Origin of the sequence: Flavobacterium sp. JAS (assembly GCF_020991455.1) — a bacterium.
Taxonomy (GTDB): Bacteria; Bacteroidota; Bacteroidia; order Flavobacteriales; family Flavobacteriaceae; genus Flavobacterium.
Map to the genome: position 1 here is coordinate 1 of NZ_JAJMOX010000006.1, position 12,228 is coordinate 12,228.

Here is a 12,228-nt window from a genome sequence, read left to right on the forward strand (position 1 = left end):
ACTTTTAGTATTGTTTTTGTGTTTTGCTTTAGGGCAGGCTCAAACACAAAAAGTTGTTTCGAGTGATTGGACTTCTTTCAATCAGACGATTGATATTCAAACTTCCGTAAAGAAAAAATTTAAAGTAATCGCTTCCGTAAAAGTAGAAAGTACTGAACCAAAATCCTGGGCTGGAGTTTGGGCACGCGTGGATACTAAAAACGATGAAGACGGTTTTTTCGACAATATGAGCGACAGACCGGTGAAATCAAAAGAATGGCAATCATATACGGTAGAAGGAACGATCGATGAAAACAGTAAATCATTAAGTTTTGGAGGTTTGTGTTTGTATAACGGAAAATTCTATTTTGATAAATTTGAATTGCTGATCGAAAACGAGAAAGGTGTTTTTGAGCCTTTGGTTGTTTTAAATTCAAGTTTTGAAACACCAGTAAAAAATGGGGACATTCCGAAATGGGGTTTCGGAATATCCAAAGATGCGGTTGTTAAAGTTAAAGAATATAAAATTTCTTCGGACAAATCCAGTGTCGATGGAAAAAACAGTTTGCTATTAGAAGGAACCGGTATCAAACCAAGGCAAGAAGCGAAGATTGGAAATGTTGAGGGTGCTTCGCCAAAAATTGGAGACATGATCTCGATGCTAGAAGATCTTAAAGGTCGTGTTGAAAGAGCAGTAAAGAATATGAACCAATATGAAATTGATTATTTACATGATGAACAAGCCAACCGAATTGGTGCGTTAGTGATGCATTTGGCTGCAGCCGAAAAATATTACCAGGTTTTTACTTTTGAAAACAGAGGTTTTAATGAAGAAGAAAAGAAGATTTGGCAAAAAGCTCTAGATCTAGATCAAGGCGGGCGTGATGAATTTAAAGGTCATGATGTACAATATTATTTAGATATCTATAATGAAGTTAGGGCAAAAACCATTTTAGAATTAAAGAAAAGAGATGATGCCTGGTTTGCAGAAGTGCAGACAAGATATGACATGACAAATCAATATTGCTGGTTTCACGTTATGGAGCACCAATCGAGTCATTTAGGACAAATTTTGTTTTTAAAGAAGCGAATTCCGCCTCAGCAGAAACAAACATTGCCACAGGAAATAAAAAGATAAAGTAAAAAAAGAGCTGCATTTGCAGCTCTTTTTTTATATATAAAGTTCCCCGCGCATGGTAATAATCGAAGAACCGCCAACCAAAATGTCCTCGTCACGATTCATAACTTCAATCACCGAAGGTTGCTTTAATTTTACGCCTTGTAAGATCTTATATTCTTTCTCTGATTTAGTAAATTTCTTTTGTGTTAAAAAACCAATTAACGGGCCAGCAGCCGTTCCCGTTGCAGGATCTTCATTGATGCCAATTATTGGATTGAAGAATCTCGTTTCGACCACATGCTCCTGATTTTCATCAGAAAGGGTGAAACAATAAAATCCTTCAAAATTATATTCTTTTGAGATTTCAATTAAAAGTTGATTGTCAGGGATGCAACTGTTGAGCAATTGACTGTTTTTTATTGGAACCATGGTGTGTGCGACTTCTGTTTTAACAATTGTAGGAACAAAAGCATTTACATCTAAATCCTCAATTTTTAAACCAAGTGCCACGGCAATTCTGTAAGTTGGAATTTCTTGTTTGATCACTGCCGATTTTTGATGCATTTGTACCACCGGATATTGTGTAACGGGGTCAAAACTTACCGTTAAAGGTATTGGCGAATTTTTCATGATCACAAAACGCTCACTTTCATTTTGTTCTTCAAAAATGGGCATTTTTTTTAGTAATGCTCCACAAACTGCACCTAACAAATTGTGTCCTGCACCATCTATTTCGAAACCTGTTGGAGTAAATGAACGAACTTTTAGTGCTTTTTTCTTGGTGGAATAATAGACAAATGAGGTTTCGGAGTAACCAAATTCTTTGGATATATTTTGATAGATTTCTAATTCTAAATCACCATCTGTAAAAACAACCGATAATGGATTTCCTTTATAACTTTTATTAGAGAATACGTCTAAAACGTAATATTGTAAGGTGGTTCTTTTTTCCATTGTTAATCTCTTTTTAGCTAAGACTTTTTTGATGGAATAAAGTTAATGTTTAAACTATATTAAAACAATAGTATTTACAACATTCGTTTTCCTTCAGCGCTAAATTTTATTGCTTTCTCCAATCTGGAAAGTCTGGTTTTTTCTTGTTTGGCGCTCATAATTACGTGAATTATTATTTTTTTGTACGATGGTGCCTGATTGTTGAAATATTCCCAAGCTATTTTATGGGCTTTAAATTGCTTTTCGAAGTCAGGATCGAGAACATACGCTTCATTTTCATGCGAGTAAATTTTAGATCTTTCTTCAGATCTGAATTCGAAAGCTTTTATTCCGGCTTCTTTCATCAGTCCGGCTTTTGTAAGTACTTCGATTTTTTTGATGTTTATCGCGCTCCAAATGCTGGTTTTCTTTCGTGGAGTAAATCTTATGGTATAACTTTCTTCATCAATTGATTTCCGAACACCATCGATCCAACCAAAACAAAGCGCCTGATCTACAGATTCTGACCAGGACATTGATGGTTTTTTGCTATTCACTTTATAGAAACCAACTAATAATTCGGTTTCTTTTTGGTGGTGCTTTTCTAACCATTCTCTAAATTTTTCTTGGGTTGGGAAGAAGGTTGGGTTCATTTTAGACTATTTTAGTTAGATTATTCACGATTATTAGAGCTAACGTTGTATGAAGTCTCCTGACTTTTGTACTCATTCCAATATTCTTTTAAATCTATTCTTACCTATGGTTGTCGCTACGAAGTCAGGAGACTTCGTAGCGCGGAGCGATATCTCCCATTTTTTTAAGGATGAAAATATCTCCTCAAATTCTGAGATAGCGGTCTTTGAATTAATTTGATTAAAAAACTTCAATTTTGTCTATTTTATACTTTTTGATTTCCGTTTTCATCCATTTCCATTCGTTCTCTAATGTAATTCTGAAAGGTTTTTTGAGTGTAATATAAGTCTCCGCTTTCATGCCAAAATTCGACAACAGTTCCTTCGTCACTATCAAAATCAAAACCTGAAAAATCGCCACAATAATTATCGCCGAAAAACCAAATATTGGATTTTAGTTCATAATGATCTTCAAGTCCAAGGTCTTCAAGGTTAAAAAGAAAGGGTTGAACTTTAAATTGACATTCTCTAAAATTTCCAGATCCAATTTCTTGTAAATAGTCAATATAATCTTTTGGAATTTTGGGATACTTTTCGAGAAGTGTTTTTATTTGCTCATCGGTTATGATTTCTTTTCTATTTGTTTCGTCGCTACTAGTTTCAATCTTTTTTAGAAATTCTTTTTCTAAAGTGTAGTTCATAGTCAATATAGCTTAGTAAATAATATAATTAATTGATGTAAAAAGGACAGAAGCTATAATAAATTCGCGATCGCTCTTATAACCCATAAAAGTATAATAAATATCATAAAAAAGTTATCTTCTTTTGTATATTCAATTCTTTTACAATTTAAAAGAAGAAAACATAGTGATAAATTAATATATTTCAATGTACTCGATCCGCTGCGACGGAAACGCCCAGAAAAATATTCTCATTTGTATCATTATTTCTCCGAAATTTGCAAAAGCAATCTTTACGAATTTTATAAACGTAATTAAAGAAGCAGAAATCATGGCAAAAGGACCCGAAAAAAATACCAAAAACAAGGCTTTGCATACCAAATTGCTTAATAGAAAAAAGGCTAAACTTCAAGCCGAAAAGAAAGAAAGTGCATTGCGTTTGAAAGCTTTGGTTGCAAAAATGAATGCAAAAAAGAATACTGACGGATCTGATATCATTTAATTCAGTTTGTGTTTCTTTTCTGTTTTTATTTAATGGAAATTTGCAGTCTCAATCTCAAAATAAAATATAATGGAGGAATTTGGTAGAATAATAGTTTCTGAAACGGCAATGAATAGTGAAAATCTTCAGGATGTGATTCATTCTAATATTTCGGTAATCAATTTAATGCGTGAGGAAGGTGTCGATGACGAATTTATTCACGAAGATGCTTTGATGAGTTACTATCTTGATTATTACTGGTCACAATATGCTGAAGGAAATTTTGCTCAGTTTGTCCATAAATCGGGTTGGAATAAAGAATTGAACGAACTTATCGAAGAAGGTTTGGCTTTGATTGGCGCCGAAAAACATTTGGAATTGTTTCAGCAACAAAGTAAAAAAGTCAAATTGATGAGCAGCGTTAAACTGAATAAATTTTTAAGCGGAAAATTGGAAGGCGTAAACCCAACGAGAGATTTGTTGAATAGTGATACTTTCTACGAAATAGAAGAAAATCTGGTTACACTAAATGCTAATTTCCTGAAAAATCACCCTGATTTCGAAGTGCTTTCTGTAGACGATATGTTTGCAACTTTGGAGGAATTTGTGGGGCATGAGATAAAACGTGGTTAGTTTTCTACGGAGTTTATTTAACCGCAAAGTACGCTAAGGTTTATGCAAAGCACGCAAAGAAATTAAAAACTTTGCGTCTTCGCGCCTTTGCGAGATTAAAAAAACTTAGCGTTGCCTTGCGTAAACCTTAGCGTACTTTGCGGTTAAATTTAGTTTTTTGTAAAATCAAGATTAGTTTATAAAAGAACGTAAGAAAATGCCTTTTGGTGATAATTATCAGATAATTTACGTAAGATTTTGATTATATTTGTCGAAATCTTAATCTGAATAATAACAGAAAAATTAAATACCATGAAAAAAACGGCTACAATTTTGTGTCTTGCTGCATTGCTAACTTTAAGTCTCTCTTGTGAGCATGAACTTGAAAAAGCACTTGATAAAGGAATTGATTGCGTTGCAGAATCAATATTTGAGAAAGTAAAACACACAACAGACGCTACAAATCCTAAGAAAATTGATTTTACAGTTGAATATTCAGGAACAAATACTTTAAAAACTGTTAAATGGACTTTTGGTGATGGTACTCCTGCAGAGACAGTTACAGCAACCGGTACTACAGTTTCTATTTCGCATATCTATAGCGCTGCAGGGACTTATACAGTGAAAGCTGATATTACAATTCAAAATGGAGATGGGACATGTACATCGTCACCAACAAGGACTGTTACTGTAAACTAGAGAATTGCCTTTATTGTTAAAGATTTCATTATTTGAGTTTTAACTTGCTTCAGTTTCTTGTAACTTCGCTTTTTGTGATTTAAAAAAGCCAAAATGAGATATAGATACTGCCAGATAATGTTTCTTCTTTTTCTTCAGATAGGATTTTCTCAAAATAAAATAAATCTATTCTCAGAAATCAATTATAATTCGATTCCTGCTGTCTCATTAAGCGATTACAAATCGGTTCAGGAAAGGGATAAAAAGTTTCAAAACCCTAATATTGCGCTCGGAATTGGCATCTCTGGAGGAGGTTCCCGAGCGCAGTTTTTTAGTATGGGCGTGCTTTTAGGTTTAGAAGAAATTAAAGAAAACGATGGTCAGCGCAATTTTCTGAATGAAATCGATTATTACTCAACCGTTTCCGGAGGTTGTTTTTCGGCGGGATATTATTTGACTATTCTAAAGAATAAATTGTTTTACGACAATTGTACCTTCAATGAATTCTATTTTTCTAAAGCCGATGCTTATAAAGACTACGTAGATAAATCGGCTAATATTCTCTCACTTCTAAACAATAGCCGAAACGAAAAAGGCGATAAAATATCGATGACACAACGAATAGATTCGGATATTTTACAATACGACGCAGCAAATCCTGATAATACCAACAAATTTGGAACTCAAATGTTATTGTCGGATTTCTTTGTTTCAAAAGACAGCAAGTCGATTCCTTCATTACCCATGTTTGTGGCCAACGGAACGGCTTTTAACAATGGCGAACGCATTCCGTTTATGCCACATATTATAAGAGGTTTAAATCTTAATTCGTCTTTGGCTCCAAATAAAGCAGAAATTTCATTAAATGAAAATAAGATAAACGACGGCTACGATTTTCCGGTTACGTATGCTATTACGGCGAGTTCGGCTTTTCCGGGAGTGCTTCCAAAAGTAAAATTCGGAGTCAAAAACAAAGATAAAATATTGTGTATTGTCGATGGCGGGGCTTCAGACAATATGGGTTACAAAACTTTAGTCGAATTGCTTCATAACGATACAAAAGTTGATGATAAAAACAAAAAAGCACTCTTTATTGATTGTCTCGGGCAAGGAAAAAAAGAGCCTTATGTAAATGATACCAAAATCAAATTGATTTCGTTGTTTGAAACTGCGTCTTTATATACGGTTCAAACCCGATATATGACTTTTGATAAAGATGTAGAAAACACCTTTGAGCGTTATAAAATACCCGTTTCAAATTATCAAATCATTGGTTTTACAACGATTCGCGATCATTTATTAAAATTGGAGAAAGATCAGCCTTATGAAGATCTTGTAATTGAATTAAAAAATACAAATGACGATTCGAGCAGTTGGACAAGATTATTTATCAATTTTAAGCAAGAACTTCTTTCTAAATTTGGAGAAGACTCCTTTAAAAAAGACAAAGACGGGCAAGTAATCGTTGCCACATTAGATAAAGAAAAGTTCAATGAATTGTCACCAAGGCAAATTTTACTTTTATACGAATACGCTTCACATGTCGAAACCAAATTAAGAATTACTCCCGAAGAAAGAGAAATGTTACTGCTTTCGGGACGTTTCGCGACCTATTTAAAAACTAATGAATTGAAAGAATTATTGGTAGAGCATAAATAAAGGTTTGTGATATTATTCCAGTTTAACTTGTTCTATCAATTCAAGTCTTTTTACAATCGAATTTTTAGGTAATATCGTTCCCGGCGATAATACGGCATTTGCACCAACTCTGGAATTATCGCCAATTAGCGATCCAAATTTATCAGAGTTTGTTTCGATAATTTCGGAATTATAAAGTACGGATATTTTCTTAATTGCTCTTTCGTTGTAATGATTTGCTGCAATCGAACCCGCTTCGAAATTGATATTGCGGCCAACAATACTATTTCCAATATAATTGAAATGTGCAACAGCAGTTTCTGAGCAAATAATGCTGCTTTTGATTTCGCAACCCGGACCAATCTTTACGGAATTATCCAGATAAACGCCTTCTCTAAAATAAGCATTTGCACCAATGTAACAGTTTGCACTAATAATTGCAGGGCTTTTTATGGTGACGTTGTTTTCTATAATTGCCGATTTATGAATGGCAATATTGTCTTCAATTACAAAATCATCATCAAGATCAGGAATCATTTTTTCGATTATACTTTTGAGATTGCTTGTTATTGCCCAAGGTTCTGATTGAGGAAGATTTTTAAAAGTTTTGGAGAAATCGTCTATAAAATGGTCGATATGAATCATTGTGAATTTTTAATTGCAATTTAATTAATTGTTTTTGTTTTTAATGTTAATCGAAATAGAAAACGGCTGTAAATCTTTGCAGAATAACCTTCAAAATAGTTTTTCCTTTTCAACTTTGTAGTATTCTTATGAAACATTTCCTTAAATTTGCTTCCATTATAAAAAAATACAATAGTTATAAAAAGTAAGCTATGTTACAAATCGCATTTATTAGAGAGAATCAGGAGAAAGTAATCAAGGCTTTAGCAAAACGAAATATCGATGCTAAAAGCGTTGTTGAAGAAGTGGTGCAACTAGACGAAAACCGTCGCGCAACACAAGTTGAATTAGATAATACTTTAGCCGAATCTAATAAATTATCCAAAGACATAGGCGAGTTAATGAAAGCGGGAGAGAAATCTAAAGCCGCAATTTTAAAAGAAAAAACCGTTTCATTAAAAGAAAAAAGTAAAGAATTAGGCGAAAAAGCAGAAGCTTTGGCTGTCGAATTAACCAATAAATTATACACGTTACCAAATCTTCCGGCTGATATTGTTCCTGAAGGAAAAACTCCGGACGATAATTTGAATGTTTTCCAAGAGGGAGATATTCCGGTTTTGCATGAAGGAGCACAACCACACTGGGAATTGGTAAAAAAATACGATATCATCGATTTTGAGTTAGGTGTAAAAATTACAGGTGCAGGATTTCCGGTTTACAAAGGAAAAGGAGCTCGTTTGCAACGTGCTTTGATTAATTATTTCTTAGATAAAAATACTGCTGCAGGATATAATGAAGTACAAGTTCCACATTTGGTAAATGAAGCTTCAGGTTTCGGAACAGGACAATTGCCGGACAAAGAAGGACAAATGTATCACTCAACAATTGATGATTTATATTTGATTCCAACCGCTGAGGTTCCGGTTACGAACTTATTCCGCGACGTTTTATTAACTGAAACTGAATTACCGGTTTTATACACGGCTTACACGCCATGTTTCCGCCGTGAAGCAGGTTCTTACGGAGCTCACGTTCGTGGATTAAACCGTTTGCACCAATTTGATAAAGTAGAAATCGTACGCGTTGAACATCCTGATAATTCTTATGCAGCACTTGACGGAATGGTTGAGCATGTAAAAGAGATTTTGAAAGAATTGAAATTGCCTTACAGAGTTTTACGTTTATGTGGTGGCGATATGGGTTTCACATCGGCTTTAACGTATGATTTTGAAGTGTTTTCTACAGCGCAGGATCGTTGGTTAGAAATCAGTTCAGTTTCTAACTTTGAGACTTTCCAGGCAAATCGCTTGAAATTACGTTTCAAAGACAAAGACGGAAAAAACCAATTGGCACACACGCTAAACGGAAGTTCATTGGCATTGCCGAGGGTTTTGGCCGGAATTTTAGAAAATTACCAAACACCGGAAGGAATCGTAATTCCAGAAGTTTTACGCCCTTACTGTGGATTTGATATTATAAATTAATTTTATTGTAACTTTAGGATGAAACCTAACAGGTTTTAAAACCTGTTAGGTTTTCTTAATTGCATTAAACTATACTAAAAATAAAAGGATGAATGGAGTTTTGAATTGGAATGTAGATCCGGTTATTTTTATGATAACAGATAGCTTCCCATTAAAATATTATGGAGCTCTTTTTGCCTGCGGACTGTTATTGGGCTACGCTATTGTAAGAAATATTTATAGAAAAGAAAATCTTTCGCTAGATAATCTCGATAGTTTATTGGTCTACGTAATTGTAGGGACAATTTTAGGTGCGAGATTAGGGCATTGTTTCTTTTATGAACCAGAGTATTTTTTTAACCATCCAATAGAAATTCTTTTGCCAATTCAGAAAATAGGCGGAGTTTACAAATTTGTTGGATTTATGGGGTTAGCGAGTCACGGAGGTTCAATAGGAGTGCTTACAGCGATGGTTTTATATTGTAGGAAATACAAAGTTAAATTCTTGTGGCTTTTAGATAAAATGGCTATTGGAGTTCCTGTTACGGGAGCTTTTATAAGATTTGGAAATTTTATGAATTCTGAAATCTACGGGAAACCAACAAACGGAAATTGGGGAGTTGTTTTTGAAAGAGTTGATATGACTCCGAGGCATCCAACGCAATTGTATGAAGCATTTGCCTATTTGTTGATTTTTGTAATTTTATTTTGGATGTATAATTCCGAAAAAATTAAAAAAGCCGATGGATTAATTTTTGGATATTTCCTGACGTTACTCTTTTTAGCCCGATTTATAATTGAATTTTTCAAAGAAAATCAAGAAGCTTTTGAAAATAGTATGCCAATAAATATGGGACAAATATTAAGTATTCCGTTTATTTTAATTGGTCTGGCTTTGATTGTATGGAAATCAAAAGCAAAAAGTGAGTTCGTCGAAATTTGATAATGTCTGAGTTCGGTTTCTGAAATAAGGGACTGAAAACTACAACTATAAAAAACTGAAATATGAAAAACATCTTTATCTATATCGTTTTGTTGTGGTCTACTTTTGCATTAGCACAAAACGAGCAATTGGCTCAATATTACTACGAGAAAGGCGATTTTGAAAAAGCTAAAATCAGCTACGAAGAGCTTTTAGCCAGTGCACCATCCAATACGCAATATTTTTTAAGAACCGTTGATTGTTATCAGCAATTGCAGCAATACACAATTGCCGAAAAAGCAATTCAGGATCGATACAACAGATACAAACAAGGTGTTTTTTTAGTAGAATTGGGATATAATTTTCAATTGCAGAAAAACGAAGCTAAAGCCAAAAATTACTACGAACAGGCTATCGAAAAAATCAAAACGAGTCCGAATGATGTTTACGGAATCGGAAATTCTTTTGAGAAAAAGGTATTGTTAGAATATGCTTTAAAAGCGTATCAAACCGCAATGCAGGTACAACCGAATTATAATTTTAATTTCCAGATTGGATTGTTGTATGGACAGTTAGGAAAGACGGATCAGATGATTGATCTTTTATTGACAGAATCGTATAATAATCCTCAAAATTCTAATTTAATTCAGACACAATTGTCGCGCTTTATGAGTGGTGAAACTGATAATACTGCTTTTAAAGATGCAATGCGTAAAGCTTTAATTCTGAGAACTCAAAAAGATCAGGATGTATTTTGGAATCACTATTTGAGTTGGTTTTATGTACAGCAAAAAGAATTTGGAAAAGCCTTTATTCAGGAAAAAGCCATTTATAAGCGTGAGCCCGAATCACTTTCGAGTATTGTGAATTTAAGTCATTTTGCAATGAACGAAGATGATACAGATACGGCTGAGGAAATCCTGAATTTCATTCTTCAGAACACTAAAGATTTAGATTTGCTGGTTCAGACCAATTCGTATTTAATGCAAATTAAAATCGATAAAGCACAGGAAAAAGATTATCCAATTATCAGTGCTGAGCTACAACAATTGCTCACAACCTATGAAATAACTCCTTTTACCTTATCTTTGCAAATAATTCAGGCGCATTTCCTGGCTTTCAATCTTAAAAAGACGGAAGAAGGGAAGGCAATTATTAAAAAAGCGCTGGAATTAAATTTGAATGGTTATCAGGAAGCAGATGCGAAGATGGAGTTGGCGGATATCTTGCTTTTAGAAGAAAAATTCAATCAGGCGTTGATTTATTATTCGCAAATTCAGTTGGATTTAAAGAATGATGTAATGGCGCATGAAGCAAGTTTAAAAGCGGCAAAAACGAGTTATTACAAAGGCGATTTTGAGTGGGCTTTAAAACAATTTAAAGAGTTAAAAGCGGCAAACACACAATTGATTGCCAACGATGCTCTTGAATATTTTTTATTGATTAATGATAATAACGCTGCAGATTCGACACAAACGGCTTTGAAGCAATTTGCTAAAGGTGACTTTTTGATGTATCAGAATAAAAAACCGGAAGCAGTTGCTCAGTTTCAGAGTATTTTGAAGAATTTCAAAGGACAGGAAATCGAAGCTGTAACATTGTTGCGTTTAGGTAAAGTTTATGAAAGTCAGAAAGATTTTAGTTCGGCTTTAAGCCAATACCAGCAAATCATTGACAATCATAGCGACGGAATTTATGTTGATGAAGCGCTGTTTTTTTCGGCAGAGATTTACAACGATGAATTGCATGACGTAGAAAAGGCAAAACCTTTGTATGAGAAGGTAATTTTTAACCATCAGGATAGTATTTACTTTGTTGATGCGAGAAAAAAATATCGAGAATTAAGAGGAGACAAGAATTTATAATATGACGATTTGTTCAGGGGTTTTGAGCATTACAGAATAAAAAGCTCAGAAACTTAGAGACTCAGAATCTCAGAAACTTTAAAAAAATGATTATTTACAACGTTACCACCAATATACACGAAAGCGTTCATGACCAATGGTTAAAATGGATGCAGGAAAAACACATACCGGAAATTCTGGCTACACAAAAGTTTTCTTCAGCACGAATTGTAAAAGTTTTGGTTGAAGAAGAAATGGGCGGAATAACTTATTCAGTTCAATATGTTGCCGATAATAAAGAAATTCTGGAACGTTATTATATAGAAGATGAACCCAGATTTCACAAAGAGGCTTTAGAATTATTTGCTGACAAAATGCTTTCTTTCAGAACGGAATTGGAAGTGATTTCGGAACACTAGAAATTAGTTTTCAGTCTCGGTTTTCAGATAAAAAGAGATGTTTACAAACTCATTTTAAATGGAAATAAAATTGCCCACAGATTAAGCGGATCAAACGGATTAACGCAGATTATTAAGTTTAAAAATTTGTGATAATTAGTGCAATTCGTGGCAAAACAATAAAAATAGAACTTTGTGGCTTTGAGCCTTCGCGGCAAAAGAGA

General features: G+C 33.9%; 13 protein-coding genes. 9 read left to right on the forward strand and 4 right to left on the reverse strand.

The window, feature by feature from the left end; genetic code table 11:
* The first annotated feature begins 10 nt into the window (after positions 1 to 10).
* Positions 11 to 1,117 carry a DinB family protein gene (locus LPB88_RS09585; RefSeq protein ID WP_230715538.1) on the forward strand — a complete coding sequence of 369 codons (1,107 nt, stop codon included), beginning with the start codon at positions 11 to 13 and terminating at the stop codon, positions 1,115 to 1,117.
* Between the two features lie 33 nt (positions 1,118 to 1,150).
* Here the strand turns inward: LPB88_RS09585 and LPB88_RS09590 are convergent, their stop codons facing one another.
* The 3 genes from LPB88_RS09590 to LPB88_RS09600 form a co-directional block, all read right to left on the reverse strand.
* The gene (locus LPB88_RS09590) at positions 1,151 to 2,053 is read right to left on the reverse strand and encodes a PhzF family phenazine biosynthesis protein (protein ID WP_230714967.1); all 903 of its coding nucleotides are present in this window, start codon (positions 2,051 to 2,053) and stop codon (positions 1,151 to 1,153) included.
* Positions 2,054 to 2,127: 74 nt separating this feature from the next.
* A complete protein-coding gene (locus tag LPB88_RS09595; RefSeq protein ID WP_230714969.1) occupies positions 2,128 to 2,685 on the reverse strand; it encodes a YdeI family protein in 558 nt (185 codons plus the stop codon).
* Between the two features lie 245 nt (positions 2,686 to 2,930).
* Positions 2,931 to 3,365, reverse strand: a complete 435-nt coding sequence (locus LPB88_RS09600; protein ID WP_230714971.1) for an SMI1/KNR4 family protein — start codon at positions 3,363 to 3,365, stop codon at positions 2,931 to 2,933.
* 187 nt (positions 3,366 to 3,552) lie between these two features.
* Here LPB88_RS09600 and LPB88_RS09605 point away from each other — a divergent pair, with 187 nt between their 5' ends.
* The 4 genes from LPB88_RS09605 (at position 3,553) to LPB88_RS09620 (ending at position 6,774) form a co-directional block, all read left to right on the forward strand.
* Positions 3,553 to 3,846: a hypothetical protein gene (locus tag LPB88_RS09605; protein WP_230715556.1), complete on the forward strand. Its 294-nt coding sequence runs from the start codon at positions 3,553 to 3,555 to the stop codon at positions 3,844 to 3,846.
* Between the two features lie 69 nt (positions 3,847 to 3,915).
* Positions 3,916 to 4,458, forward strand: coding sequence for a DMP19 family protein (locus tag LPB88_RS09610; protein WP_230714972.1), 543 nt, complete (start codon positions 3,916 to 3,918; stop codon positions 4,456 to 4,458).
* 291 nt (positions 4,459 to 4,749) lie between these two features.
* Positions 4,750 to 5,136 carry a PKD domain-containing protein gene (locus LPB88_RS09615; protein WP_230714974.1) on the forward strand — a complete coding sequence of 129 codons (387 nt, stop codon included), beginning with the start codon at positions 4,750 to 4,752 and terminating at the stop codon, positions 5,134 to 5,136.
* 93 nt (positions 5,137 to 5,229) lie between these two features.
* On the forward strand, positions 5,230 to 6,774 hold the full coding sequence (locus tag LPB88_RS09620) for a patatin-like phospholipase family protein (protein ID WP_230714976.1): 1,545 nt from the start codon (positions 5,230 to 5,232) through the stop codon (positions 6,772 to 6,774).
* A 12-nt stretch (positions 6,775 to 6,786) separates the two neighbouring features.
* Here the strand turns inward: LPB88_RS09620 and LPB88_RS09625 are convergent, their stop codons facing one another.
* On the reverse strand, positions 6,787 to 7,398 hold the full coding sequence (locus tag LPB88_RS09625) for a DapH/DapD/GlmU-related protein (protein WP_230714978.1): 612 nt from the start codon (positions 7,396 to 7,398) through the stop codon (positions 6,787 to 6,789).
* Positions 7,399 to 7,589: 191 nt separating this feature from the next.
* Here LPB88_RS09625 and serS point away from each other — a divergent pair, with 191 nt between their 5' ends.
* From serS to LPB88_RS09645, 4 genes are all read left to right on the forward strand, one after another.
* A complete protein-coding gene (serS, locus tag LPB88_RS09630; RefSeq protein ID WP_230714980.1) occupies positions 7,590 to 8,861 on the forward strand; it encodes a serine--tRNA ligase in 1,272 nt (423 codons plus the stop codon).
* 88 nt (positions 8,862 to 8,949) lie between these two features.
* Positions 8,950 to 9,783, forward strand: coding sequence for a prolipoprotein diacylglyceryl transferase (gene lgt / locus LPB88_RS09635; RefSeq protein WP_230714982.1), 834 nt, complete (start codon positions 8,950 to 8,952; stop codon positions 9,781 to 9,783).
* Between the two features lie 62 nt (positions 9,784 to 9,845).
* On the forward strand, positions 9,846 to 11,627 hold the full coding sequence (locus LPB88_RS09640; protein ID WP_230714984.1) for a tetratricopeptide repeat protein: 1,782 nt from the start codon (positions 9,846 to 9,848) through the stop codon (positions 11,625 to 11,627).
* 86 nt (positions 11,628 to 11,713) lie between these two features.
* Complete coding sequence (locus LPB88_RS09645; RefSeq protein WP_089353732.1) at positions 11,714 to 12,025, forward strand: DUF4286 family protein; 312 nt, start codon at positions 11,714 to 11,716, stop codon at positions 12,023 to 12,025.
* The last annotated feature ends 203 nt before the right edge of the window (positions 12,026 to 12,228 follow it).

Bases quoted from the DNA above. Each gene is read 5' to 3' on its own strand.
- LPB88_RS09590 (WP_230714967.1), bottom strand. From the start codon at position 2,053: ATGGAAAAAAGAACCACCTTACAATATTACGTTTTAGACGTATTCTCT.
- LPB88_RS09595 (WP_230714969.1), bottom strand. From the start codon at position 2,685: ATGAACCCAACCTTCTTCCCAACCCAAGAAAAATTTAGAGAATGGTTA.
- LPB88_RS09600 (WP_230714971.1), bottom strand. From the start codon at position 3,365: ATGAACTACACTTTAGAAAAAGAATTTCTAAAAAAGATTGAAACTAGT.
- LPB88_RS09605 (WP_230715556.1), top strand. From the start codon at position 3,553: ATGTACTCGATCCGCTGCGACGGAAACGCCCAGAAAAATATTCTCATT.
- LPB88_RS09610 (WP_230714972.1), top strand. From the start codon at position 3,916: ATGGAGGAATTTGGTAGAATAATAGTTTCTGAAACGGCAATGAATAGT.
- LPB88_RS09615 (WP_230714974.1), top strand. From the start codon at position 4,750: ATGAAAAAAACGGCTACAATTTTGTGTCTTGCTGCATTGCTAACTTTA.
- LPB88_RS09620 (WP_230714976.1), top strand. From the start codon at position 5,230: ATGAGATATAGATACTGCCAGATAATGTTTCTTCTTTTTCTTCAGATA.
- LPB88_RS09625 (WP_230714978.1), bottom strand. From the start codon at position 7,398: ATGATTCATATCGACCATTTTATAGACGATTTCTCCAAAACTTTTAAA.
- serS (WP_230714980.1), top strand. From the start codon at position 7,590: ATGTTACAAATCGCATTTATTAGAGAGAATCAGGAGAAAGTAATCAAG.
- lgt (WP_230714982.1), top strand. From the start codon at position 8,950: ATGAATGGAGTTTTGAATTGGAATGTAGATCCGGTTATTTTTATGATA.
- LPB88_RS09640 (WP_230714984.1), top strand. From the start codon at position 9,846: ATGAAAAACATCTTTATCTATATCGTTTTGTTGTGGTCTACTTTTGCA.
- LPB88_RS09645 (WP_089353732.1), top strand. From the start codon at position 11,714: ATGATTATTTACAACGTTACCACCAATATACACGAAAGCGTTCATGAC.